We start from the raw sequence: 25,682 nt of genomic DNA, 5'->3' as shown, positions 1-25,682 counted from the left end.
CTGAGATGGACTCGGGTGCTGCGAAAATAATTCTTACAGGAGTGATTGGCCTTGAATAATAATAAATCCAAGCGGGCGCTGCTCACCGGCGGCGCACTGGCTCTGATGGGGGCTATGCTGACCCCGGCGGCGTCATCGGCTGCGGATGGTGAGAGTGTTCTACGTGATAAGTGTCTGCTTTGTCATACCCAGACAGGGGACCCGGAAGCGCCTTTCTCCCGTATCAGCCAGCAGCGCAAGACACCAGAAGGCTGGCATATGACGATCAATCGTATGCAGCGTCTTAACGGGCTGGTGATCTCAGGTGACGAAGTTCAGGCGGTGGTTAAATATCTTTCAGATACCCAGGGCCTGGCGCCTTCCGAAACTGCACCGCACCGCTATGTACTGGAGCAGAAGCCAAACGTTGTAGAAGACGTTGATCCGGCTTACGTCGAGATGTGTGCCCGTTGTCACTCCAATGCCCGTTTCGGCCTGCAACGCCGTACCGAAGGTGAGTGGAAGTTACATGTAAACACGCATATGGCGATTAACCCGACCACCGAGTTGCACGCACTGGCGCGGGATCGTTCCTGGTATGACATCGCCTATAACGACGTAGCGCCGAAGCTGGCAGCCGACTATGCCTTCAATGATCCGGCCTGGAAAAAGTGGCAGCAGATGGCTAAGCCGGAACTGGCTGGTAGCTGGAGTGTTGCTGGCTTTATGCCGGGTAAGGGGGATTACAGCGCTACTCTGAATGTCACAAAAACGTCTAAAGATAATTTCTCCCTGACCATGCAAGGGCACTATGCCGATGGTACTCCGCTGCAGGGCAGTGGTAATGCGAAAGTATTTGCCGGTTATGAGTGGCGTGCCAGTCTGACAGTCGATGGCGTCAAAATGCGCCAGGTACTGGCGGCATCGGAAGATGGTTCAAGCCTGACCGGACGTATGTTCCAGACCGCTCATGATGAGATCGGCGGCGAGCTGAAAGCGGTCAGCGGTAAGGCTATCGTGGCGCTGTCGCCATCTGCGATTAAGCAGGGCGGGCAGCAACAAATCACTATTATCGGCAGCGGCCTGAAGGGCAATGTTTCCCTGGGTAATGGCGTACAGGTAATTAAAGTGCTGTCCCGTGATGCTGATCGTGTGGTGGTACTGGCTAAAGCATCGGCCAATGCTTCGGTTGGTCTGCGCAGTGTAGCAGTGGGTAACACTAAAGCGTCTGCTCAGCTGGCGGTGTATGACTCTGTTGCTGCGGTACAAGTTATGCCAAATGAGTCGATCGCCCGTGTTGGCGGCAACGGCGGCAAGATCCCTAAAATGAAATCGACCTACCGTGCCCTGGCATTCAGTGCCGGCGCAGATGGTAAGCCGGGTACCGAAGACGATATGCGTCTGGGTTATATGCCAGCCCAGTGGTCATTGCAGCCATTTGATGAAGTCGCGGAGCATGATAATGATCTGCAATATGCAGGGGCTATCGATGGTAACGGTGTCTTCACACCGGGTGATGCCGGCCTTAACCCCGAGCGTAAGATGTCGACCAATAACGTGGGTAATCTGAAAGTGGTTGCGCAGGTTATCGATGGCGACAATGCGGTCGAGGGTGATGCCCATCTGCTGGTGACTGTACCTGTCTTTATCAAACGGGCGATTCAGTAATCAGTTCAGCTGATAACAACTGCCAATAACAGACCTTTGCGAAAAGCCTGGGCCAATAACAAGAAGATGAGGCTGATATGGGATCTTTAACTCTGGTAAAACCTAATCTGCATCTGGTGGATGTAGAGGCGCGGCGGATGCTGTTCCATGTTCCTACAAGTAGTTTGTTTGAACTGGATGAGCTGAGCCGGGAGCTGATCGAGCTGTTTTCGGATCAACAGGAAGTGTCTGCACCACAGATCCGCGAACGGTTTGATGGCCGTTTCAATGCCGGTGATGTGGTGGATACCCTGGAGGAGTTCAAGACCCTCAAGATCGTCGCGGATGCCGGGAGTGTCGCGGCTAATAAAGCGCAGATTAATATCGAGCCGAAACCGGTTACCCAGTTTCCGCTGACCACTATCGTACTGAATACCAATACCGGTTGTAACCTGAGCTGTACCTACTGTTACAAAGAAGATCTGACCACCCCGTCTGAGGGTGACAAGATGAGCTACGAAACAGCAGTGCAGTCGGTGGAGATGATGCTTAAAGAGTCTCCCGACCAGCGTCAGTACAATGTCGTGTTCTTCGGCGGCGAGCCGCTTACCAATATGCCACTGATCCGTAATGTGGTGGCTTATTGCGAGGAACGGTTTGCGGATCTGGAAGCCGATGTCAGCTTCACTATGACCACTAACGCCACCATGCTCAATGAGCAGTTGGTGGACTGGTTCAACGAGCACCGTTTCGGTCTGACCATCTCGATGGACGGGCCTAAGGCGATGCACGATAAGAACCGGATTACGGTTGGCGGTCAGGGTACCTATGAGGTAGTGAAACAAAAGACTCAGATGCTGCTGTCCCGCTATACATCACGTCCGGTGGGTTGTCGGGTCACGCTGACCCGGGGGATTACCGACGTTGAAGCGATATTTGAGCACCTGTATCACGATCTCGGCTTTGCTGAAGTAGGTTTTGGCCCGGTAACCTCCGGTGATATCACCTCATTCAACCTTACGGCTGAAGAGATGACAGAAGTCTTTGCCGGTATGAAACGGCTGGGTCAGAAGTATCTAGAAGCGGCGCTGGAAAACCGCAATATGGGTTACGGCAACATGCATATGCTGATGACCGATATCCACGAAGGCAATAAGAAACAGCTGCCTTGTGGTGCCGGTGTTGGTTTGCTGGCGGTAGATACCAAAGGCGGCATCAATCTCTGTCACCGTTTCACCGGTTCTGACCAGGAATTGTTCGGCGATGTCAGCGAAGGGCTGGATAAGCCTGCGCTGGCGGAGTTTGTTGAAACCCGGCTGGATCGTACCGAAACCGGCTGCGAAACCTGTCGTATCCGCAATATCTGTTCCGGCGGTTGTTATCACGAAAGTTATGCCAAATACGGTGATGCCACCGTACCTTCCTACCATTACTGCGACCTGTTGCGAGACTGGGTCGACTTCGGAGTGGAAGCGTACACCCGCATCATGCTAGAGAATCCGGGCTTTTTTGAAGCCCATGTGACTCCCAGACGAGGAGCTTAAGTAATGAAACATCTCAAGTCGTTTAACAAGAAAGCGAAAATGCTCGACCAGGCTACTTCACCGAATGAAGTGGAAGAGGTCGTAGCGATGCAGTCTGTCGTAGGCTGTACCTCCACCAACGATCCGGGCTGGGAAGTTGACCCGTTCGGCGGGCTGGGTTCTTTGTGCCAGCCGATGGAATCAGATCTGTACGGTTGTGCCGATGCCTGCTGGTGGCCGGCTCAGGTACCGGACACTATGAGCCAGTACCCTGAATGGTCCAAGGATGTAGCTAAAGCCAATGAAGACTGGCGCAAGCTGGATGGCATCTTCCCAGAAGAACAGAAGTAACGGAGCCGCAGATGAAATTTACAAAAATGTTTAAAGCGGCAGCGTTGCTGGGTGCTGCAGGCACTGTGGCGCTGATGTCCGGTTGTGCGATGAATCCGAACGGTAACCAGGGCTCAGCGTTGAATGGTATGAAGGCCGGTGGTCACGAATACCTGCTGACAGTCACCCGCCCGAATCAGCTGCATGTGATCGATACTGAAACCAAGCAGGTTCTGCGTAGCTGTGATGTGCCCGGAACCTTCGGTAGTGGTTCGGTACAACCTTCTCCGGATGGCCGTATCGCCTATGTCCTGACAAATGGTGCTGAAGATGTCTACGGTTTCGATATCACCAACTGCGACATTCTCTTCTCAGCTAAGCAGTCACAGAACGGTGAGAAGGTGAAAACCTTTGTTTCACTGGCGATTAGTGGTGATGGTAAGGAGCTGTACACGGTACAGAATCCGACCCGTAAGCTGAATGACCGTTATGAAGTGCTGGAGCCACGACTGGCAGTCTTCAACACAGCAGACGGTTTAGATGCTAAAGCGGTGCGTACTTTCCCGGTTGACCGCCGTATTACCAAGATCATGACCATGGAAAATGGAGAAGTGATTCTGGGTGGTGCGGACCTCAAAGCGATCAATCCTGCAAACGGTGATACCCGGGTGCTGAGTGCCCTGCAGAACTGGGCTCGTGGTGCCGACTGGATACCACCCGATGCTTTTGCAATGTTTACCCAGGGTGAGCATGTTGGCGAATACATCATGCCGTACTTCACTATTAAGTGGAACGGAGCGCCCGGCGATATGGAGCAGGCCGAGTTCTGGTGGGGCATGAGCCGTATCGATGTGGCCACCGGTGAAGTGGATGAGCGGGAAACCGTACCGTTTGAGTTTATTGTGTTCAACTGGATTACTGATCCGCTGGACAGCAATATCCTGTATGGAGCTTTCAACCAGCTGTCCAAGCACGATATCAGTCAGAACAAGACTGTTGGGGTGCAGGATCTGGAGCATACATACTACAACCTCAATATGGACCGTAACCGGACTATCTATATTGGCGGTACTTCCAGCGACATTTCGATCCATGATCCGGACACCCTGGAAAAGATCGGTTCGATCCAGCTGAGCGGTGATATGTCGACTTCCGATCTGCGTATTGCACGCTTGCTGTAAGGGGTGTAACTTAGAGATATAAGTAAGGGTAATCCCTAATGGCTCGGGCCGGTCAGTTTTAACCGGTAATGTTAAAGGGTCAGAGCCAGGAAAGGGCTGTCGCAAGACAGCCCTTTTGTGCTTTGTAACTGATAATAAAAATAACTGATAATAAAAATAAGAGTACAAGATGTTCAAATGGTTAAGCGCCGCAATTGATGGCCAAGACAGAAATCGTTTAGAAGATGCATTTCGTTGGCTCTACACTTTTGTAAAGCCGCAGACAAAAGCGATAGCTGGTCTGTTGGCGTTGTCGGTGTTTGCCTCAGGCCTGGTGCTGTTGCAGCCCTGGCTGACCAAGCTGCTGATCGACGACGGACTGCTGGCCAAAGACTATGGCATGTTAGTCACAATGGCCGTGGCGATGATTTTTGTCGGCATTATCAGTACCGCGCTGTCTGGTGTTAACCGCTACCTGCATACCCGCTTGTCCGGCAAGATTCTGTTCTCCCTGCGGGAACATCTGTATCAACATCTGCAAACCCTTTCCCCACAGTTTTACGGCGGTCGTCGGATAGGCGATATTCTGTCCCGTTTGGATGGTGATGTATCACAGATTCAGCGCTTTGCGGTGGACAGTATGTTCTCAGCTGTCAGCAGCATACTGGGTTTAGTCGGCGCGCTGGTGTTACTGGTGACTCTGTCCTGGAAGCTGTCTCTGCTGGTGGTTATCCTGATTCCGTTGGAAATACTATGGTTGCGCTGGATGCGGCGTAAAGTCGAGCGTCAGGCCCGGGTTATTCGTGAACGTTCAGCAGACCTGAGTTCTTTCCTGGTGGAAACCCTGCCAGCGATGAAATTTATCCAGTCGGTGTCTCAGGAAGAGCGTGAATCGCGCAAACTGAACGGGCTGGGCGACCATTATCTGCGTGATCTGCTGAAACTGCAGGTTACCGAATTCTTTACCCAGGCGGTGCCGGGTACATTAACTTCTCTGACCCGAGCTTCGGCCTTCCTTATCGGAGGCTACTGGGTGATCGAGGGGCAGTGGCAGCTGGGTTCGCTGATCGCTTTCTCTACCTATCTGGGGATGGCTACGGGGCCGGTACAGAGCCTGCTGGGACTGTATGTCGCAATCCAGCGGATGTCTGTCAGTCTGGATCGGGTGATGGAACTTCGTCGGGCTGAACCGGATATTACAGCGCCGGAAGCCCCAGTAACGTTGCCGGCTGATATCAGTGGTGATATTCGTTATGAACAGGTTTCTTTTCGTTACCGCGATCGTGAAGATCCGATCCTGAAGCTTGCCAGTGTGCATTTCCCTGCCGGTAAAAGTATCGCCCTGAGTGGTCCGTCCGGGGCGGGTAAGTCCACCGTTATCGATCTGCTGATGCGGTACTACGATCCCGATCATGGCCGCATCCTGATCGACGGTATCGACCTTAAACATCTGGCACCGCTGGAGCTGCGTAAACGGGTTGCCCTGGTGAGTCAGGATATCACTATGTTCCGCGGTACTCTGGCTGAAAATATTCGTTATGCCGCGCCTGAAGCGAGTGATGCTCAGGTTGCTGAAGCAGTCGGGCAAGCGCAGCTGAATGAACTGGTTAGCACTTTGCCGATGGGACTGGATACGCCATTGGGCGAGCGGGGCAGTCAGCTGTCAGGGGGGCAAAAGCAACGGGTCGCTATCGCCCGGGCGATTCTGCAGCAACCGGTTATCCTTATTCTCGATGAAGCGACCTCAGCGGTGGATGAAGCCACAGAAGCGGAAGTGATCCGCAATGTCGATCGTTTATTTGCCGGGCGTACCCGCATTCTGATCAGTCACCGCGCCTCCACTTTGAGTGCGGCAGACATGATTATTCAGCTTAATCAGGGGCAACTGACACAGGGCGGCTCTATAGCGGAGGAAGCCGGACGATGAAAAAAGTAACTGTTGGAATCGTCGATAGCGGCTATGGCTTCAGGCAATCGCCGCCGATGGGCACCGAGCGGGTAGTGTCCTCTAAAGCATTTCGTTATGGCGATAACGGCGTAGAGCAGGGGCTGGTGACTGAGGATAGTCTCGGTCACGGCTCGGCTATTCTCGAAATAGTTGCGGGGCAAGCACCGCAGGCAGAATTCGTGATTGCCCAGATATTTACTGAGCGTCTGACCACTACTGCGGTACAGGTCGCCGCCGCTATCGACTGGCTGGTGGAACAGAAGGTTGATGTGATCAATATGAGCCTGGGTCTGCGCAGTGACCGTGACGCCCTGCGCTACGCCTGCGAAAAGGCTGTAGCTGCGGGCATAATTGTTTGCGCTTCAACACCCGCACGGGGTGATCCTGTTTACCCTGCGTCATACCCCGGAGTGTTCCGTATGACCGGAGATGCCCGCTGCAGTAAACCCCAGATCTCCTGTCTGAAAACGCAATATGCGGATTTCGGCGGCTATGTTCAGGGGCGTAATGGAGTGGTTGGTGCCAGCGCTGGCTGTGCTCAGATGAGTGGCCATATTGCACGTTACCTGACGGAGGGTGGCGATTCTGATCCTGCTGCTGTGAATGATTGGTTACAACAGCAGGCGGAGTTTTTTGGTGCAGAAGTGCGTTTTCCTATCTCCGAGCCAGATGGAGTTCAGACAGATGGAAAGCAGAACAGTGGAGATCAAAACGGATGAGTAACTCAGATCATATTGTTGTTCTTGGAGGCGGGCCAGCAGGTGGTGCCACGGCCCTCGGGCTGAAACGCCTTGGCTATAAGGTAACCGTTATCGCCGAGCCACGTCCTTTTAAAGCCGTAGAGGGGATCTCTGATCGGGTGGTCGAAGGACTGCGTAATGCGGGCTTCGAGCTGGCATTGGCAAACCTGCCTGCGCCGTCCCCGCGTAACGCCAGCTGGAACGGCGCGACCAATAGTGCCAATACCGAGCGACTGATAAACCGCAGTGAACTGGATCAGGGCATAGTGCAGGATCTGCTGGCTGCTGAAGTCGAAGTAATCAGTGCTCGGGCTGGTAAAATCATTTCCCGTGGTAATGGTTATGAGGTGGCGCTAAAGGATTCTTCTGAAGGTGCCGATAAGGATGCCGCTGTTGCAGCTGACTTTCTGGTGGAAGCCCGAGGCCGTAGTGCCCCCGGAGCAGGGCTGGACCGACTGCGCGGTACTGAAACCGTATCCCTGCTGCAGTATTGGCAGGGCGAGCCCTGCACACCGCAATCGGCAGCTGAAAGCTTTGAGGATGGTTGGGCCTGGATGGCTGCCTGGTCAGATGGCACCCGCTACCTGCAGCTGACTTTCGATGTTGCCAGTGCAGACCTGCCGGATAAGGCGCAACTGGTCGATCACTGTAATTCTATTTTAAGTACCTTATCCAGCGCCCAACCCTTTCTCGAAAATGCTCATGCGACCGGCATTATCCATGCCCGTACCAGCACCCCGATACTCTGTCGTGAGGCGGTGGGTGATAACTGGATCAGGGTAGGGGATGCAGCAATGGCGGTCGATCCGCTGTCCGGCAACGGCATCTTTCAGGCTCTGTCCAGTGCCCTGCAGGCGCCAGCCGTGATCAATACGCTGATTAAGCAACCGCAAAAAGCGCAGCTGGCTAAGCAGTTCTACCAGCAACGGGTCGATCACCTGTTCTATCGCTTTGCTCGCATTGGCCGCGACTTCTACGCGTCCGAAGAGCGCTGGTGGGATAACAGCTTCTGGGCAGCCAGACGCGGCTGGCCCGATAGCAAACCTCTGCATCAGGACACCGATCCTGACTCCCTTGAAGTCGTCACATTGCCGGTAGTGAGCAACGGGCTGATCGAAGAACAGGAAGTGGTGACTACCAACGATCAGCCGCTAGGCATTTGGCATCTCAACGGCATTCCGATGGCGAAAGTCGTTTTAGCGCTGAACAGCAGGCTGGCAGATGAGAGCACTGAAACTTGTCTGCAGAAACAGTTGGGTATGAACGCTGAAATGGCTTCGGGAATGACGCGGTGGTTAAATCAGAATAACTGGTTGCGAAAAGAGAGTTGCTAGACCGCGGCTGCGCCGCTAGCCAGAACGTTGCTGCGCAACTTGCTAGTAGCTAGAAAAATCTTAACAGCCTTCTAAAATACTGCCGTATGGCTTTTAAGGATAGTTCTTTGTAAGACGAACTTGAAAGAACGTCAAAGCTTATGACTCACCCACCTGAGGCATTAAGAATGGTTTTGCTTTTTCTAGCCACTAGCAGGAAGGCTTGCCTTCCGTTCTAGCAACTGCTCTTAATGATACATAGGCATCTGTTCAGCTAAACCAGGCCGTAGTACCAGTACATCGGTGTCGAGACGATCCAGTATCTGTTCGGCGGTATTACCCAACAAAGCACCTTTGATTCCGCTGCGGGCGCGTGAACTGATAACAATCAGGGCTGCTTCTTGTTCGCCTGCTACCTGTGCGATCCAGTATTCCGCCGGCCCTTCACCTATATGCAACGGCAGCGTCGTCAGGTTCATATCAGTAAGCATCGTATCTGCTGCAGTACGCGCCCGTTTCTTAATTAATTCTGGCACCATAAATTCGGGATCCGCTAACTGCATTGGTGATTCTGTAGCGACAACCGCTTGCAAACTTGCATCCTCTTGCCGAGCGATAAATGCTGCCAGCATCAGCACGCTCCGGTCATGTTTTAACTGGTGCTCCTTGCTACTGAGGGGGTTAATTGCGGCCAGAATATTACCACTGCTCCAGGATTGTTGCCGCTTCACCAGTAATATTGGACAGGGCGTTTTCCTGAGTAGCTGCCAATCGGTCGGTGTTAAAAGTGACTGGCTATTGTGCCGCGGATCAGAACCCTTAACCAATAAGGCGAAATGATCTTCTTGCCAGAGTTGTTGAACGGTATCAAGCACCTGTGTAGTACTGGCTTGTCGGTAGATCTGGCAGGAGTTATCAAGGGCACAGATTTTTTCCTCGACAGTGTGCCAGTCAGAGGGGTCTCCAAACCATAAAAACTCCAGCTCACAGCCTGTTTTTGAAGCCATTGTTCGTGCGCGGTTGATGGCATTAATACAGTGCTTCCCGCCATCAAGTACCACAAGAATACGTTTGTTGAATAACATGGGATACCTCCTTGGGAGGTCGGTGCCCGGCTATTTACAGGCCCTTTATAAGAATTGCATATGCGGCAGCATGGTGAGTGCTACTGCGGTTCGGAAATACGAAACAGACCAGAGCTGCCACGCTTGTCAGAAGCTTAATGGAAGCAATAATCAGGTAAGCCGGGAGTGACGCCGGTAAGAGCTACCAGTGCGTGAATATCCTTTTCATGTTTGATCCCCTGATGCCCGGCGATCTGGTTGAATCTGGACTCACTAAGGATAGTTTAGATTGAGTATTTTGCTTTTGATTTTGCCTTTTCTAGCCACTAGCAGGAAGGCTTGCCTTCCGTTCTAGCACTTACCCCTTCAAGATCAGTCGAAGCGACGTTCTAGCAACTGTATTTAAGACGTTCTAGCTACTGAACTAAAAAAGGAGGCCGAAGCCTCCTTACACTGCAGACTATATTAAATACTCATCAACACGGATTTAACCTCCGTATAGTGCTCTATCACGTCGCTGCCCATCTCCCGACCAAGACCTGACTGTTTGTAGCCGCCAAATGGCAGGGCAGGATCCAGTGCAGTGTGGCAGTTTACCCAGACCGAACCTGACTTGATGCGTGGAATCATACGGTGTACCTGGGACAGGTTGTTGGACCAGATACTTGCCCCCAAACCATACTGACTATCGTTAGCGATACGTACAGCTTCTTCGATGTCGTCAAACGGCATAGCGACCAGCACCGGGCCAAATATCTCTTCCTGTACGACGCTGGAATTCTGGTTAACATCCACCATTACGGTTGGCTTGACGAAGAAACCCGGACCGTCGACTGCGCCACCGCCTGCGGTGATAGTAGCGCCGCTACTGCGACCTTGTTCGATGTAGTTGCAAACTCTCTGTTGCTGTTTCGCTGACACTAACGGCCCCATCTGGGCGTTAGGATCGAGACCCGCACCCAGCGTCATGCCGGAGGCAATATCAGAAATATCTGCCACTACATTATCGAAGTGTTTCTTATGTACATAGAGGCGGGAACCGGCACAGCAGACCTGGCCCTGGTTGAAGAATATAGCGTTGGCAGCACCTGCTGCGGCATTTTGCAGGTCGGCGTCTTCCAGTACGATAGTCGGTGACTTACCGCCCAGTTCGAGGGTAACCCGGGTCATAGTATCCATCGCTGCCTTACCGATCATCTTGCCCACTTCGGTGGAACCGGTGAAGGTCAGTTTATCGACATCCGGATGGTGTGACAGGGCTGCACCGGCTTCTATGCCGGTACCAGTAACAACGTTCAGAACGCCCGGTGGATAGCCCGCTTCCAGCGCCAGTTCACCCAGCATCAGTGCGGTCAGTGGGGTTTCATCTGCGGGCTTCAATACTACGGTACAGCCTGTCGCCAGCGCCGGGCCGAGTTTCCAGCAAGCCAATAACAGTGGAAAATTCCAGGCAACAATGGCGCCGACTACGCCAACAGCTTCACGGCGGGTATAGCCGTGAAACTGAGCGTCGGGCATAAAGGGTACCGATACGTCAACGCTGCGGCCCTCAATCTTAGTGGCAAAACCCGCCATATAACGCAGGAAATCTACCGCCAGACGAATATCGACATGCTCGGCAATAACGACGCTCTTGCCGTTATCCAGTGATTCTATCTCAGCCAGCAGGCCGGCATTTTTTTCGATCAGGTCGGCGAAGTTCCACAACAGTTTCTGACGATCCACCGGCTTGATCCGGCTCCAGTCTGAATCCTCGAAGGTCTGCCGGGCCATCGCTACCGCTTTATCGATGTCGGATTTATCGCCGCTGGGTACGGTTGCGATCTGTTCGCCGTTTGCCGGGTTGATAACTGGCAGGGTGCGGCCGTCCTGTGCATCCAGCCATTGCTCGCCGATCAGGAACTTATGTTGACGCTGAATAAAGGCCATTGCTTCTGTTGAGGGAGATAGCGGTGTTTCGAGTACGCTCATAGTTAAACCTTTTTATTGTTGTTGCATATTCAACGGCACCAGTAGCTTGATACTGACCGTTCGACACTTCGTAGGTTAAATATCGCAAAGGCCGTGCCACTCTATGGTTTATGGCTTAACTGTTTGAATGATATGGGTTTTAATTGTTTTCGGTAGATTTGGCCGGCATTCTGGACTGTTTTAGTTTGAGACAAGTGTAAAAAAATAAGGCAGTGCCGGTCTCAAGATCAGGAGGCGGCCGTTAGGGGTGGAGTGTCACATTTCTGAACAGGGTGTTGCGGAATGGAACAGTCATCAGGGGGCAGTTCACAATAAGTATTTCCCCTTATTTTTGTTATCTGTTTGAAAAATATAGATTTTATGTTTTTGGCATAGGCTGTGCTGTGTATTCAGGCAGGTTAGAACTATGGGTGGCTCTTCGCTGCCTCACAATAAACATAAAAGGAGTCTGGCCTTGATGAAGAACCTTAAACTACCCCAACTGGCTGGTGGATTATTGCTCGCAGGCTTAATGCTACCGGCGGGATCGACGCTCGCGGCGGCGGATGCTGAGTCAATCATTCGCAGTAAATGCCTTGCCTGTCATACCGAAGAAAATGCCGATGCGGCTCAGTTTAGTCGTATAAGCCATCAGCGTAAAACGCCGGAAGGCTGGCTGATGTCTATCGCTCGTATGCAGGTGATGCACGGCCTTCAAATAAGTGATGAAGATCGACGTACGCTGGTGAAATACCTGGCTGATAAGCAGGGGTTGGCACCGGATGAGACTGCTGGTTCCCGCTATGCGATGGAACGCCGCCTGAATACCATGGAAAGTTTTGAATCCACTAAATTTACTGAGATGTGTGCCCGCTGTCATTCCGGTGCACGTGTGGAGTTACAGCGCCGTCCTGCGTCTGAGTGGGAGCATCTGGTGCATTTCCATATGGGGCAGTGGCCAAGTCTGGAATATCAGGCGTTGGCCCGTGACCGTGATTGGATGGAACTGGCATTTAACGAGATGGTGCCGGAACTGGCCAAAGACTTCCCACTTCAGTCTGCCAACTGGGATAAATGGCAGGCTAAGACGAAAGTGCCGATGGCGGGTAGCTGGAGCTTCAGTGCCCAGATGCCGGGCAAAGGCGATATTCGAGGCCTGATGACGGTAACCGGTGGTAAGGGTGACCAGTATAAGGTGAAGATTGATGGTGAATACGCCGACGGATCCGCACTTAAAGGCAGTGGTACCGCGATTGTCTATACCGGCTACGAATGGCGAGCCAACCTGAATATCGATGGCGTAAAGATGCGCCAGGTATTTGCCGCGTCTGCTGATGGTGCTGAGCTGAATGGCCGAATGTTCGAAACGGTGCACGATGAAGCAGGTATGGACTTCAGTGCCGTACGGGCTGGCAGTGCACCGAAACTGCTGTCCGTACAACCTGAATATATCCGCGCCGGTAGCACTGAAGTGCTGACGCTGGTCGGTACCGGTCTGGGTAAGCAGCTCAATCTGGGTGATGGTATCAAGGTGGTCAGTGAATTGTACCGGGATGACAACAAAGTTGTGGTTCAGGCAACTGCGATGAGCAGTGCCACATCGGGCGAACGTACAGTAAAAGCCGGTAAGGCTAATGGCGCCAGCATTAATGTATTCGATCAGATCGGAAGCATTAAAGTGGTACCGGATTTCTCCGTAGCCCGGGTTGGTGGAAACGGTGGTTCAACGCCTAAATATAATGGCCACTTCCAGGCTGAAGCATGGGCTAATGGTGCTGACGGAAAGGCTGGTACCGACGATGATATGCGGATCGGTTTCGTTCCTGCCAAATGGCATGTCGAGCCGTTCGATGCCGTGGCTGAAGCGGATCGTGATACCCATTTTGCCGGTCGGATGGATGCTAAATCAGGCGTCTTTACTACTGGGGCAGCAGGTCCAAACCCGGAACGACGCATGTCGACCAACAATGCCGGCAACCTGAAAGTGGTCGCCGAAGTAGTGGAACAAGGTAATACCTTGTCGGGCGATGGCCAGATGATCGTTACCGTTCAGCGCTGGAATAATCCACCGCTGCCGTAGGCAACTCCTGACTTATACGTGACTGACGCTGTATGCGATAAAAATACAGCGTAGCTAACAATAAAAATAGTGAGGAGGGTCGTTCTATGGGCGCCCAATTAAATCTGGTTGAACAGAACCTGCATCTGGTGGAAGTCAGCTCCCGCCGTATGCTGTTCCATATACCGTCCAGTAGCCTGTTTGAGTTGGATGGTCTTACCGCTCAGCTGATAGAACTGTTGCGAAGCAGACCACAGCAAACCGCAGAGCAGTTGATCGTTGAACTGCAGGAACAGTTTCCGGTCGAGCAGATCAGTGACAGCCTGCGCGAGATGGTTGCGCTGGAACTGGTCACTGATGGTTCTCCGCTGACTCCGGAAATTGCTTTGAAGAAGGTTACCGAGTTTCCGCTCAATACCCTGGTGCTGAACGTTAACACTGGCTGTAATCTGAGCTGTAGCTATTGCTATAAGGAAGATCTGGATAAGCCCTCGGAAGGCAAAAAGATGGTTTTCGATACGGCCCGGCAGTCGATCGAAATGCTGATTAAAGAGTCGCCGAATGAAGCACGCTATAACATTGTGTTTTTCGGTGGCGAACCATTATCTAACTTTGGCCTGATCGAGCAGGTGGTTGAGTATTCGGAGCAGCGCTTTGCTGAGCTGAATAAGCCGGTGGATTTCACCATGACCACCAATGCCACGCTTCTGACCGAGGAGAAAATAGATTGGCTTAATCAGCATCGTTTCGGTATCTCCATCAGTATGGATGGCCCGAAAGCGATCCATGACAAGAACCGGATAACGGTGGGTGGACAAGGTACTTATGACGTGGTCAGCAGTAAGGCGAAGATGCTGTTGTCACGCTATAACTCCAGGCCGGTTGGTGCCCGGGTAACCCTGACCAAAGGCATAACCGACATCCGCGGGATCTGGGATCACCTGTTCAATGAACTGGGTTTTGCTGAAGTTGGTTTTGCTCCGGTGACATCCGGTGATATCAGCTATTACAACCTCAGTGATGAGGAAGTCGCTGAGGTGTTCAGCAATATGAAGCTGCTGGGTGAAGAGTACCTTCAGGCCGCACTGGAGCACCGTAATATCGGCTTCTCCAATATGCATCAGCTGATCACGGATCTGCACGAAGGTAATAAGAAGGCGCTGCCCTGTGGGGCTGGTGTAGCGATGCTGGCGGTGGATCACGAAGGTGGTCTGAACCTCTGTCACCGTTTTACCGGCTCTGATCTGAATACCTTCGGTGATGTGCAAACCGGCATGGATAAAGAACGCCTGGGTGCGTTTCTCGATCAGCGTCTGGATCGTACAAACACCGGTTGTGATAGCTGCCGGATACGCAACCTGTGTTCTGGTGGTTGCTATCACGAAAGCTATGCCCGCTATGAAGACCCAACTCAACCTACTTATCACTACTGCGATCTGCTGCGTGACTGGGTGGACTTCGGTATCGAAGTTTACAGCCGCATCATGGCCGAAAATCCGGCCTTTATCGACAGTTATATATCTCCTCGGAGGGCTCACTGATATGAAACATCTCAAGCCTGTTAATAACAAAGCACACACCCTGAACAAAGCCGTTGCCGAAGACAACGTGGAAGAGGTCGTCGCGATGCAATCCCTCGCCGGCTGTACCGCAACTACCGATCCCGGTTGGGAGATCGATGCCTTTGGCGGCGTGACCTCACTCTGTCAGCCGATGGAGTCAGATCTCTATGGTTGCGCCGATCCATGCTGGTGGCCAGCTCAGGTGCCGGACATGATGAATACATATCCCGATTGGAATGCAAAGGCTGCCCAGTCCGGCGAAGACTGGAGGAACCTTGGTTCCGTATTCCCGGCTGATAAAGACTAACCAAACAGGAAGCTAACGATGAACAACAACAAGAATCTTCGTCGCTCCATGGCAGCAGTGCTGGCGACAGCAGCACTGGGGTTGACCGCTCTGACAAGCAATACCGTACTGGCGGCGCAAGGGCCGGCACTTAAAGCCGGCAGTGAGTATATGGTGGTGGCGAACTATCCGAACCAGATGCACGTACTGGATCTGGCTACGGATACTATCTACAAGACCTGCGATATGCCGGACCGTTTTGGTCCCGGAGCTCTGCAGGTGGCACCGGATAAGAAGACTGCCTATATCCTCAATAACGGCTATGAAGATATCTACGGCGTCGATATGGACACTTGTAAGGTGACGTTCCACGCTAAAATGGCGCTGAAACCGAAAGAGCGTACCAAAACGATGTATGCCTTTGCCCTCAGCAATGACGGCAAGGAACTGTATGCGGTACAGAACCCTACCCTGATGGAGCGGGATCACTACCGGGTTCAGCCAACCCGCCTGGCGGTGTACAGCACCGACGATGGTCTGGATGCCAAACCGATCCGGGTGCTGCCCACGCCGCGTCTTGTTACCGCTATGCAAATGGGTAAAGACGGTGGCCTGTATATGGCCGGTGCCGATATCTACAAGATGGATGTAACAACCGGTGAGTACGAAGTGGCGGTGCCTAGCCGTAGCTGGCAGCGCGAGCGCTACGTGCAGCCGGATGTGCTGAACGTCTGGGCGGTGCAGACGCCAACCAAAGACTTCACCATCCTCTACACTACGGCGCGTTTTCAGGAGGGCTCTGAAGACCTGAATACCGCTGACTGGCTGTATGGCTACTTCAATATCAATCTGGAGACCGGCGCCACGGAAACCAAAGACTTCGGTCCGATCACTGAAATCTATTTTACTGGCACCCGCTCGCCGAAGGACTCCAACATTATGTACGGTGTCCTGAACCGACTGGCTAAATACGATATCGAAAAGCAGACTTTGTTGAAGGCTGCCGAACTGGATCACTCATACTACTGTATTACGGTGAACCAAGATGGCAGTAAGATCTATCTGGCCGGCACCTACAACCATGTTGCGGTATTCGATGCCGACAGTCTGGAGCGACTGAATACCATTGAACTGCCCGGTGGCGATATGTCCACGACTACAGCGCAGGTCTTTGTCCACTAGTTAACAAACCTGCATTGAGTTCGTTACCACTCGGGCTATCTGAGGGGTAACGGACCTCACAGCAGGTCCTGAGCATCACTCTGCACTTTTACCCCTTAAGGCGGCTTATTGTGAAGCCGCACGGGGGGACTTTTTGCCGGGAAAACTGAACTTAAACACATTAACAGAACAGCAGTGGAATCTGAGAATGAACAAAAATAACAGCACATTCCTGAAACTTAACGCGCTTGCCGGAGCTATGCTTATGGCCGGCTCGCTCCAGGCTGCGCCGATCTACGAACAGGACGGTAAAACCGTTGAATTCAATATTGAAGCGATGGCCGGAGTGTTTTCTACCGATGAAAACTACACCGGAGTCGATGGCGGTAACGACTGGCAGGAAGCCTATATCAAAGGCGACCTGATCGGCCGCAACGCAATGAGCAATGGTACTGTCTACGGTGGCTTGGGTGTGATTGGCCTGGGTACCCGCGGCGACGGCGATGCTGCCGGCCTTACCTCCGGTAACGAAAGCGAATTTAAAATTGAGAATGCGTTTGTTGGCTGGCAGAGCAGCGATGGCTTATTTGATCTGTCGCTTGGCCGGCAGCAGTTTATGCTGGGTGATGGCTTTATTATCGCCGGCGATGCCATCAGCCTGGGCGAGATTTCCGGCGTTGATGTTGATCGGGGTGGTGCTTACTACCTGGCCGGACAGAAGAGCTTTGATAAAACTGCAGTGCTGAAAATTGATCCACAGGGAGCTCTGCGTGGCGACCTGTTCTGGTTGCAGTCAGATAATCCTTACCATCAGGATACCGAACTGGGTGGTGTAAATATCGAGCTGGTGGATGATGCCAAAGGCACGCTGGGTCTTAGCTATATGAAGATTCTGGATGTCGATAAAGGTACCGGCTTCGGTGCCTGGGATCAGCGAGATGGTATGGGCGTTGTCAGCCTGCGCGGGCAGGGCAGTATGGGCGTTGAAAACCTGTTCCTGTCGTTTGAATATGTTGATGAAAGCGGCGGCGATACCGCTGTGAAAAACGATGCCGACGCCTGGTACGTTGAGGCGGGCTGGACCTTCGCCGACCTGCCGTGGTCGCCGAACCTGAACTATCGTCACGCAGAGTTCTCCGGTGATGACAGCAGCACCGCCGATAACGAAGCATTCGATCCGCTGTTCTTCGGTTTTACCCGCGGCTTCGGTACCTGGTTCCAGGGCGAAGTGGCGTCTAACTATGCCGGACCGGCTAACAGCGGTAACGATGTCGATCGTATCGAACTGATGCTTCAACCTCGTGAAGATCTGACAGTCGGCCTGCAATACTGGGACTTCGGTAAAAATGCCGATGCCGCTGACCTTTCAGGTAGCGAGATCGATCTGTATGCCCTGTGGTCAATTAACGATAACTGGATCTTCAGCCCGATGCTTGGTTACTACAAGCCGGATGGTGCGGACGTGGTTGCTAACCAGGGTAACGACGATGCGAATTTGTATCTGCAAGGCGTGATGATGTACTTCTTCTAAGCCTGATTAACTGGAGGTAGCTCCAGAGAGGCGCTGCGCTGCGTTAACAGATTATGATGCATCCCGATATGCCTGTAACTGTTTCGCTGCGCCGCACGGCCTCTGAAAAATTGAGATTTTAGCGCTCTCAACGTACTACCTGGCAGGCTATTTCTGTATCAGAAAGCCTGCCACCCCTTCAGCCGGGGAAACCGGTAAACAGGTCCTGCTCCTGTTTACTGATTTCCCTTCCGATAGTCCGGCAGGCAGTTCACGGCTGCCAGATTATTGTTTGCCACGGTGTTTTTTAACGGATGCCGTGGTTTTTTTGTTTTGAAATGGACCTGGATCAGCGCTTAAAGAGCTGAAAAATAGTTTCTTAGCACTGCTTGAGAAAAGTTTGATTGATAAATAAGCAGTGATGCAGTAAATAAGTATATCTACCTATTTTTTTATTTGAGCCTAGAACAATAACAAAAGGCCGGACGTAATGAATAAACAGACCGATTCTCTATTACTCTCTGATCCGTTGCACAGCGTCGAGATCGCCCGCCAGCATCTGGTACAGGAAGGCGAAGTGCCCAGCGGTGTCCTGCGCAGTGAGATCGAAGACTCCTGGCTGCGCAGTGTCGAAGCCGGCCTTAATTGTGAAAAACCATTAGATCTGGAGAATATGTCCCGCGACCGGGTTGCTGACCTGAAGGATAAAAATCGTCCTTTGATTGAAGCATCACATCCTGAAGTGAAACAGTTAGTGGAGTATTTCTCTTCGGTGGGTGGCATGGTGATGCTGGCCGATGCCGATGCCACTATTCTCGGTGTTAAAGGTGAAAAACGCTATCTGGACTCCAAGATGCAGTATGCCTTGCAGCCGGGAGCTAACTGGGATGAAGCACTACGCGGAACCAACGCTGTAGGTACCGCTGTAGTTGATCGCAGTCCGGTCATGATCACCGGTAATGAGCATTTTCTAGACAGTGTCGGTTATCTTTCCTGTTGCTCTGCGCCGATCACCGATGCCAAAGGTGAAGTACTTGGCGTACTTGATCTTACTTCGCCTACCGATAACCGCGAACTGCCGCCAAACCTGAGCCTGGTGCAACAGGCGGTACGCTCCATCGAAAACCGTATGTTCAGCGGCCAGTTTCAGCAACAGATAGTATTAAGCGTGCACAGCCGGCCTGAATACCTGCGTTCCTCCTGGCAAGGTTTGCTGGCGCTGGAACTGGATGGCCATATTCAGGCTGCCAATGAGCAGGTTTGTCAGCTGCTGAACCGCAAGCGGGAGCAACTGGTCGGCCGCAATCTGGAAGAGCTGTTTGGCGTGCGCCCTGAAGCTTTGCTGACCGATCTGCATCGCAAGGGCAGAGGCCAGCTGCGCACCCGTAGCGGAGATTTTGTTTGCGAACTGCTGCATTTTCCTAATAGCTTTCCGACATCAATCACTAAGGCTCCTGCCAAGTCAGTCCGTAACCAACCCGCTGCCCAGAAGCTGAAAGCGCCAGGCCTGACGGAACTTGCCGGGCAGGATCCACGTCTGCAGAAAGGTGTACGAATGGGTAGCCGGGCGCTGGCCCATGAACTGCCGGTACTGATTCAGGGTGAAACGGGTACGGGTAAAGAGGTGATGGCTAAATCACTGCATCTGGACAGCCGTCGCAGCAGTGGTCCTTTTGTTGCGGTTAACTGTGCCTCTATACCTGAAGGGTTGATTGAGTCAGAGCTGTTCGGCTACCGCGAAGGTGCGTTTACCGGCTCCCGCAAAGGCGGCATGACTGGCCGTCTGGAGCAGGCTCAGTCTGGTACTCTGTTCCTCGATGAAATTGGTGATATGCCGCTGGCACTGCAGGCAAGGTTATTACGGGTACTGCAGGAACGAACGATTGCGCCACTCGGTGGTGCTGATGAGATTGCACTGGATATCGCAGTGATCTGTGCCTCCCACAGAGATCTCAAAACCCTTGTTGCCGAAGGTCACTTCCGGGAAGATCTCTATTATCGACTCAACGGCGTCTGCCTGCGTATACCGGCCTTTCGCGATCGCACTGATAAGCAGGACTTTATGCGTCAGTTCCTGCACCAGCTGACTCCGGATGGCCGGCAGATTGAAATCGCAGCTGAACTGATGCAGCAACTGGTTGATTATCACTGGCCCGGCAATATTCGCCAGCTGGAAACCACCCTGCGGGTGGCTATCGCCTTTATGGAACCGGATGAATTGATTATCGATGGCAGTCATATCAGTGATGACTTTCTCGAGGAGCTGAACAGCTCGGTATTGCCCATCCCTGGCACTATCCCCCTGAACTCTTCCAACGGTACCCTGAAAGATACCGAGTTGCTGACTATCCAGCAGGTACTGGAACAGAACGAGGGTAATATTTCGGCCACCGCGACGGAATTGGGGATTAGTAGGGCTACTCTCTATCGGAAATTGAAGCTGCTGGAAGCGGAATAGTTCTTAACTGGCCAGTAGCTAGAACGTCGCTTCGACCGATCTTGAAGGGAGAAGTGCCAGAACGGAAGGCAAGCCTTGCTGCTAGTGGCTAGAAAAGGCATATAAAAAAGCTGTTGGGCTTCGCTACGCTCAGACCAACCTACTTACGAAGTTCTTAGCGAGAATATTTTCACAATAAGAATTAAGAAGGCTTAAAACGTTTTTTCTAGCCACTAGCAAGTCGCGCAGCGACGTTCTAGCGAGGAAGGTTTTCCTTCCGGTCTAGCTAGCCGAACTTGTTCGGCGGTCTGATCTCTAAAAGCCGCAGGCTTTTTTAGAGATCTTGCCTATACTTTCTTTCACCCATAACAAATAAAACGTCTGAGTGTTCCAAATGAAAGCCCTGCGCCGTCGTAGCTTGCCGAAGCCACCACCCGCCCGTGAGACCCACGATTCCATCTGTAAACAAACCGACCTGTTTTTGAAGCAGGGCGGGACCGTTACCGTTGTGCCAGCCGGTCGTACAGGTATTGATCCTGTCAGAGGATACAAACCACTCCATAAACGAAGGTTTTGATGCGAAGCTGCGCTGTTAGAAAAACAACGATCTGTTTTCGTCTTTATTCTAATTTCTCCGTCTTATAGTCATACTGAAACTGACTGTTTATGACGGAGCGACTATGAATCTTGAAACTGTATGGCAGGAATACCGGACGGCTATAAAGTCCTTCCTGCACTCGAAGGTGGCTGAACCTGATGATGTGGATGATCTGTTGCAAGAGATTCTGATTCGCACCCATAACAATATTCATACCTTGAAGAACGCAACCAGTGTGAAGGCGTGGCTGTTTACGCTCGCCAATAATGTGATTATCGACTTTTACCGTGCGCGAGCTAAAACGCGCGGTCGGGAGCAGGCATTAGGAGCGGATGATCTCTGGTATGGTGAGCAGAATGAGTCGGATTTCAGGCAGGGCTTATCTGCCTGTGTTAAGCCTTTTGTTCAGGCGTTGCCACAGCATTCTTCAGAACTGCTCACTGCTATTGATCTGCAGGGCCGCTCCCAGATGGAACTGGCCGCGGAGCAGGGGATCAGTTACTCGACCCTGAAGTCCAGGGTGCAGAAGGGGCGACAGGAGCTACGGAGATTGTTTGAACAATGCTGCAGCTTTGAACTTGATGTACAGGGAAATCTGATCGGTTGTGATACAAAAACGGGACGTTGTGGTTCCTGTTAATTTTTTATCTTTAATTTTCGTCTTTTGTTAATGAGCAGCGTCTTACAGGTATCTATTAACAAAATGAGATTCAGAGATGATCAAAGTTGTAAGTTTTAAGATCTGTCCTTTTGTTCAGCGAGTGACAGTAATACTGGAAGCGAAAAGGCTACCCTACGAAATTGAATACATTAGCCTCAGTGATAAGCCGGACTGGTTTAAGGGTATCTCCCCCAATGGTCAGGTGCCGGTGCTGATCAGTGAATCAGGGGTTGCCTTGTTTGAGTCTGATGCCATTGCCGAGTACCTGGATGAGATCGCGCCGCCTCTGGAGGCAGGTTCAAGTCCTGAGCAGCGAGCCCTCGACCGGGCCTGGAGCTACCAGGCAACTAAACAGTATCTGGTCCAGTGCAGTACCATGCGCAGCGCCGATAAGACTACTCTGCAAGAAAGAACTGCAAAGCTGGCTAATGCCTTTGCCAAAGCGGAGAAGCAAATGACAGAGAGCGGTCCGTATTTTAAAGGGGAGCAGCTCAGTAATGTTGATCTGGCCTGGTTGCCGTTGTTGCATCGGGCTGACATCATCCGGCGACATACTTGCTATGACCTGCTGCAAGGCTATCCGAAAGTGCAGGCCTGGCAACAGGTGTTGATGGCCACTGGATTGGCAGAAAAGTCGGTGGCTGCTGACTTTGAGCAGAAGTTTACCGATTTCTATCTTTCAGATGAGACTTATCTGGGGGCGAGCAGGGAATGTTGTGGTTCAGTCAGAGATGATATCTGTTGTACGGCCAGTTGTTGTTAGATATGTGAGGACAGTGGCATGCGGCTGCGCCGCTCGCTAGAAAAAGCGAAAAGACTCAGATATGTGGGAGCCACGCCCTCGTGGCGATTGATGTTGTACTATGCATATCTTCGCGACGAGGTACCCGATGGGGCATGCTAGCGTCGCTCCCACAAAAGAACGGAAGGTTGGGCTGAGTGCAGCGATGTCCAACGGGCCTTTATATTTTTCTGGCTAGCTGAGCTTGCTCAGCGGTCTGTGTTTTTTATTGAAGTACTCTTTCAGATAGTCGAGTAGCAGACGCAGTTTTTTTGATCCGGCGGTGCCGGGAGGGAATACTGCGTAGATATCGATGTCAGTCAACTGATAGTCATCCATTACCGTTTCAAGCGTGCCGTTTTGTATTTTCGGCAGGGCATCGTAAGTTGGGATACGACCGAGGCCGTGACCGCCTTCAATAAATGCGGTGCGGGCAGCTGCATTGTTAGTGCTGACGCTACCGGCAACGGCGATGCTGTATGAACGTGTGCCTTTACTGAGCTTCAATATCTGCGATCCGGGTTTATAAATCACCCACTGATGCTTATCAAGATCTGCCGGTTTGGTTGGGCGGCCGTGCTTTTTAAAGTATTCCGGTGCACCGCATAGCAGTGTACTGAGGGTCGACAACTTGCTGGCCTGCAGACCAGAATCGACCAGAGGTGCGCCGCGTATAGCAAGATCGATCCCTTCCTGCATGATGTTGACTACTTCATCGGTCAGCAACAGATCCAATTCTATTCCCGGGTAGAGTTTTTTAAAGGCATTTAGCGCAGGAACTATTGTCTGCAGGCCTACATTGACCGGGCAGGTTATCTTTAATAAGCCGACCGGTTCTTTCTTCAGGTTTTCAATTTGCAGTTTGGCGGTCTCAGCATGTTCGGCAATGATCCGGCAGTGTTCATAGTAACCCTGACCCGCTTCAGTCAGGGAGATACTGCGGGTAGAGCGGTTCAGCAGCTTTACGTCGAGATGGGCTTCCAGCTTTTTGATGTGATAACTGACCACAGCCCGTGATAAACCGATATGTTTAGCGGCGGCGGTCAGGCTACCTTGCTGCACTACCAGGGCAAACACCAGCATACTTTTCAGTTGCTCAAATGACAGGCTCATAAATCAGTTTCCTTAAATGACATGGTGATGATCAGGAGGCTTTATAATGGTTAGATTGTATCAATTGTTGAAACAATGAAGTTAGATTTCTTGTGATTGTCAGGTCAGGTGGCTGCTTATAAAATTATCTACATGATCAGAGAGCCTCTCTGACACTTAACTTCTGTCTTTCCACTTATGTGAGGTTCATATGACAGTTCAAAACCAGTCTCAGACAAAATCCATCCTGATGGTACTGACTTCCCACAGTGAACTCGGTGATACCGGCGAAAAGACCGGCTTCTGGGTGGAAGAATTCGCCGCCCCTTATTACGTATTCAAAGAAGCGGGCGTAACGATAACTATCGCATCTCCAGCTGGTGGTCAGCCACCGATCGATCCGAAGAGCGAGCTGGCGGATTTTCAAACCCCGTCCACTCAACGGTTCGATGACGATAAAGCACTGCAACAAACGCTGGCTAACAGCGTTAAGCTGAGCTCAGTGAATGTCGCCGACTACGACGCTGTATTTTATCCCGGTGGCCATGGCCCGCTGTGGGATCTCACTAACGATGTCGCATCGATCACTCTGATCGAAGACTTCGTCAACAATAATAAGCCGGTAGGGGCTGTCTGCCATGCAACAGCGGCGCTGTTAAAAGCTAAAACAGATAACGGCGAGCCATTAGTAAAAGGCAAAGCGATTACCGGTTTCAGCAACAGCGAAGAAGACGCCGTTCAGCTGACCGATGTTGTGCCTTTCCTCCTTGAAGACGAACTGACAAAGCAGGGAGCCGACTACCAGAAAGGCGCCGACTGGAATGTTTTCGCGGTACAGGATGGACTCATCATCACCGGGCAGAATCCGGCTAGTTCCGAGGCTGCGGCGGAGAAGCTTTTGGCTAAAATCAGTGGCTAGAACGGAAGGGAACCTTCCTCGCTAGATCGCCGCTTCGCGGCTAGCTAGTGGCTAGAAAAAGCGTAAAAGCCTTCTTAAGGCTGATTGGGGGGGCGTAACTATTGTGCTACATAAGAACCGTAGGTTGGTTTGAGCGTAGCGAAGCCCAACAACTCAGTAAATCGATCCTACAGAATAAAACTATCCCCGACAGGCTGCCTGGTTGATGGGCGATCTATCGGGGTGATCAGCATGCTGTCCCGGAAGGTCGGGGTGAGCAGTTGATCAAACTTATCTACCTGAGTGAAAGCCGGATCGAGCCAGGCATCGATCAGGGCTTTGTCATCATGGGGCAGGAATAACGGTGTGGATTTTGAGTGGATTTTCTCCCATGCAGGGTGAGGCGAAAGGGTGATCACCGAGCAGGATGTCGCATGCTCACCGGAATCTTTATTTATCCATTGTCGGTATAAACCACCCAGCGCAAAGGCGCAGTGTTGCGGTTCAATCCTGTGATATTTGCGTGATCCTTTAGGGCCTTCTCCTTCAACAACTGCCGTAGCAGGAATGATGCATCGGTGCTGTCGGTAGGGGTGATAACCTGCTGAATTCTTCACATTCAGTTTATCTGAGCGGGTATTGAACGAAGTATAGCGAGATGGTTTAAGGGTCTGCTGATCCAGCAGCAACCACCAGACTGCTGGCACCACAATTCGCTCGTTGCCACTCTGCACTACTATGTCCACCGACGATGCCGGTCCGCTACCAAGGTTCTTGCGGAACATCGGTGCTTGATCCTCTATGCCCAAAGCTTCGATCAGCTCATCAGCCTGGGAAGAGCTGTTGTTAAATTCAAAAAAACCGCACATGGGGACAGCCTAGCATGAACAAAAGCGGCACGCTTTTTTAAAAGCAGTGGCTAGACCGGAAGGTAAACCTTCCTTGCCAGAACGTCGCTGCGCGACTTGTTAGTGGCTAGAAAA

General features: G+C 52.0%; 21 protein-coding genes. 17 read left to right on the top strand and 4 right to left on the bottom strand.

Translation table 11 applies throughout. The features are described 5' to 3' along the window. The first annotated feature begins 51 nt into the window (after positions 1-51). The 7 genes from peaA (ACQUQM_RS10800) to qhpG all read left to right on the top strand — a co-directional run bounded on the left by peaA (ACQUQM_RS10800) (position 52) and on the right by qhpG (position 8,661). Complete coding sequence (gene peaA, locus ACQUQM_RS10800) at positions 52-1,647, top strand: quinohemoprotein amine dehydrogenase subunit alpha (RefSeq protein WP_432474507.1); 1,596 nt, start codon at positions 52-54, stop codon at positions 1,645-1,647. A gap of 77 nt (positions 1,648-1,724) precedes the next feature. Next, positions 1,725-3,170 carry a quinohemoprotein amine dehydrogenase maturation protein gene (gene peaB, locus ACQUQM_RS10795; RefSeq protein WP_432474506.1) on the top strand — a complete coding sequence of 482 codons (1,446 nt, stop codon included), beginning with the start codon at positions 1,725-1,727 and terminating at the stop codon, positions 3,168-3,170. A 3-nt stretch (positions 3,171-3,173) separates the two neighbouring features. Then, the gene (qhpC, locus tag ACQUQM_RS10790) at positions 3,174-3,500 is read left to right on the top strand and encodes a quinohemoprotein amine dehydrogenase subunit gamma (RefSeq protein ID WP_432474505.1); all 327 of its coding nucleotides are present in this window, start codon (positions 3,174-3,176) and stop codon (positions 3,498-3,500) included. An 11-nt stretch (positions 3,501-3,511) separates the two neighbouring features. Next, the gene (gene peaD / locus ACQUQM_RS10785) at positions 3,512-4,660 is read left to right on the top strand and encodes a quinohemoprotein amine dehydrogenase subunit beta (protein WP_432474504.1); all 1,149 of its coding nucleotides are present in this window, start codon (positions 3,512-3,514) and stop codon (positions 4,658-4,660) included. Between the two features lie 169 nt (positions 4,661-4,829). After that, positions 4,830-6,566: an ABC transporter ATP-binding protein gene (locus tag ACQUQM_RS10780; protein ID WP_432474503.1), complete on the top strand. Its 1,737-nt coding sequence runs from the start codon at positions 4,830-4,832 to the stop codon at positions 6,564-6,566. Beyond that, complete coding sequence (gene qhpE, locus ACQUQM_RS10775; protein ID WP_432474502.1) at positions 6,563-7,306, top strand: subtilisin-like serine protease QhpE; 744 nt, start codon at positions 6,563-6,565, stop codon at positions 7,304-7,306. Before ACQUQM_RS10780 ends, qhpE begins: the two co-directional genes overlap by 4 nt. Further along, positions 7,303-8,661 carry a flavin-dependent monooxygenase QhpG gene (gene qhpG / locus ACQUQM_RS10770; RefSeq protein ID WP_432474501.1) on the top strand — a complete coding sequence of 453 codons (1,359 nt, stop codon included), beginning with the start codon at positions 7,303-7,305 and terminating at the stop codon, positions 8,659-8,661. The genes qhpE and qhpG overlap by 4 nt, the downstream gene beginning before the upstream one ends. Positions 8,662-8,888: 227 nt before the next feature. Here the strand turns inward: qhpG and ACQUQM_RS10765 are convergent, their stop codons facing one another. Together ACQUQM_RS10765 and ACQUQM_RS10760 are read right to left on the bottom strand one after the other, a co-directional pair. Further along, entirely contained in the window at positions 8,889-9,725 is an 837-nt protein-coding gene (locus ACQUQM_RS10765) for a universal stress protein (protein ID WP_432474500.1), read from the bottom strand. 444 nt (positions 9,726-10,169) lie between these two features. Continuing rightward, complete coding sequence (locus ACQUQM_RS10760; protein ID WP_432474499.1) at positions 10,170-11,675, bottom strand: aldehyde dehydrogenase family protein; 1,506 nt, start codon at positions 11,673-11,675, stop codon at positions 10,170-10,172. A 457-nt stretch (positions 11,676-12,132) separates the two neighbouring features. On the opposite strand from ACQUQM_RS10760, the gene peaA (ACQUQM_RS10755) reads away from it, so the two are divergent. The 9 genes from peaA (ACQUQM_RS10755) (at position 12,133) to ACQUQM_RS10715 (ending at position 22,691) form a co-directional block, all read left to right on the top strand. Continuing rightward, the gene (gene peaA / locus ACQUQM_RS10755; protein ID WP_432474498.1) at positions 12,133-13,734 is read left to right on the top strand and encodes a quinohemoprotein amine dehydrogenase subunit alpha; all 1,602 of its coding nucleotides are present in this window, start codon (positions 12,133-12,135) and stop codon (positions 13,732-13,734) included. Between the two features lie 86 nt (positions 13,735-13,820). Beyond that, positions 13,821-15,254 carry a quinohemoprotein amine dehydrogenase maturation protein gene (gene peaB / locus ACQUQM_RS10750; RefSeq protein ID WP_432474497.1) on the top strand — a complete coding sequence of 478 codons (1,434 nt, stop codon included), beginning with the start codon at positions 13,821-13,823 and terminating at the stop codon, positions 15,252-15,254. Between the two features lies 1 nt (position 15,255). After that, on the top strand, positions 15,256-15,582 hold the full coding sequence (gene qhpC / locus ACQUQM_RS10745; RefSeq protein WP_432474496.1) for a quinohemoprotein amine dehydrogenase subunit gamma: 327 nt from the start codon (positions 15,256-15,258) through the stop codon (positions 15,580-15,582). A gap of 18 nt (positions 15,583-15,600) precedes the next feature. After that, positions 15,601-16,743 carry a quinohemoprotein amine dehydrogenase subunit beta gene (gene peaD, locus ACQUQM_RS10740; RefSeq protein WP_432474495.1) on the top strand — a complete coding sequence of 381 codons (1,143 nt, stop codon included), beginning with the start codon at positions 15,601-15,603 and terminating at the stop codon, positions 16,741-16,743. Between the two features lie 187 nt (positions 16,744-16,930). Beyond that, complete coding sequence (locus tag ACQUQM_RS10735) at positions 16,931-18,253, top strand: alginate export family protein (RefSeq protein WP_432474494.1); 1,323 nt, start codon at positions 16,931-16,933, stop codon at positions 18,251-18,253. Positions 18,254-18,722: 469 nt separating this feature from the next. Beyond that, complete coding sequence (locus tag ACQUQM_RS10730; protein ID WP_432474493.1) at positions 18,723-20,690, top strand: sigma-54-dependent Fis family transcriptional regulator; 1,968 nt, start codon at positions 18,723-18,725, stop codon at positions 20,688-20,690. Between the two features lie 373 nt (positions 20,691-21,063). Beyond that, the gene (locus ACQUQM_RS10725; protein WP_432474492.1) at positions 21,064-21,246 is read left to right on the top strand and encodes a hypothetical protein; all 183 of its coding nucleotides are present in this window, start codon (positions 21,064-21,066) and stop codon (positions 21,244-21,246) included. Between the two features lie 103 nt (positions 21,247-21,349). Continuing rightward, a complete protein-coding gene (gene sigZ / locus ACQUQM_RS10720) occupies positions 21,350-21,907 on the top strand; it encodes an RNA polymerase sigma factor SigZ (protein WP_432474491.1) in 558 nt (185 codons plus the stop codon). Positions 21,908-21,983: 76 nt separating this feature from the next. Beyond that, a complete protein-coding gene (locus tag ACQUQM_RS10715) occupies positions 21,984-22,691 on the top strand; it encodes a glutathione S-transferase family protein (RefSeq protein ID WP_432474490.1) in 708 nt (235 codons plus the stop codon). 213 nt (positions 22,692-22,904) lie between these two features. Here the strand turns inward: ACQUQM_RS10715 and ACQUQM_RS10710 are convergent, their stop codons facing one another. Beyond that, a complete protein-coding gene (locus ACQUQM_RS10710) occupies positions 22,905-23,822 on the bottom strand; it encodes a LysR family transcriptional regulator (RefSeq protein WP_432474489.1) in 918 nt (305 codons plus the stop codon). A gap of 190 nt (positions 23,823-24,012) precedes the next feature. Between ACQUQM_RS10710 and ACQUQM_RS10705 the strand changes: the two genes are divergently transcribed. Then, a complete protein-coding gene (locus tag ACQUQM_RS10705) occupies positions 24,013-24,720 on the top strand; it encodes a type 1 glutamine amidotransferase domain-containing protein (protein ID WP_432474488.1) in 708 nt (235 codons plus the stop codon). Positions 24,721-24,887: 167 nt separating this feature from the next. Here the strand turns inward: ACQUQM_RS10705 and ACQUQM_RS10700 are convergent, their stop codons facing one another. Beyond that, entirely contained in the window at positions 24,888-25,568 is a 681-nt protein-coding gene (locus tag ACQUQM_RS10700; RefSeq protein WP_432474487.1) for an SOS response-associated peptidase family protein, read from the bottom strand. Positions 25,569-25,682 lie beyond the last annotated feature (114 nt).

Origin of the sequence: Amphritea sp. HPY, from assembly GCF_050870985.1 — a bacterium.
Classification (GTDB): domain Bacteria; phylum Pseudomonadota; class Gammaproteobacteria; order Pseudomonadales; family Balneatricaceae; genus Amphritea.
Note: the sequence above shows the minus strand (reverse complement) of the source record. Positions and strands in the feature narration are given on the sequence as shown.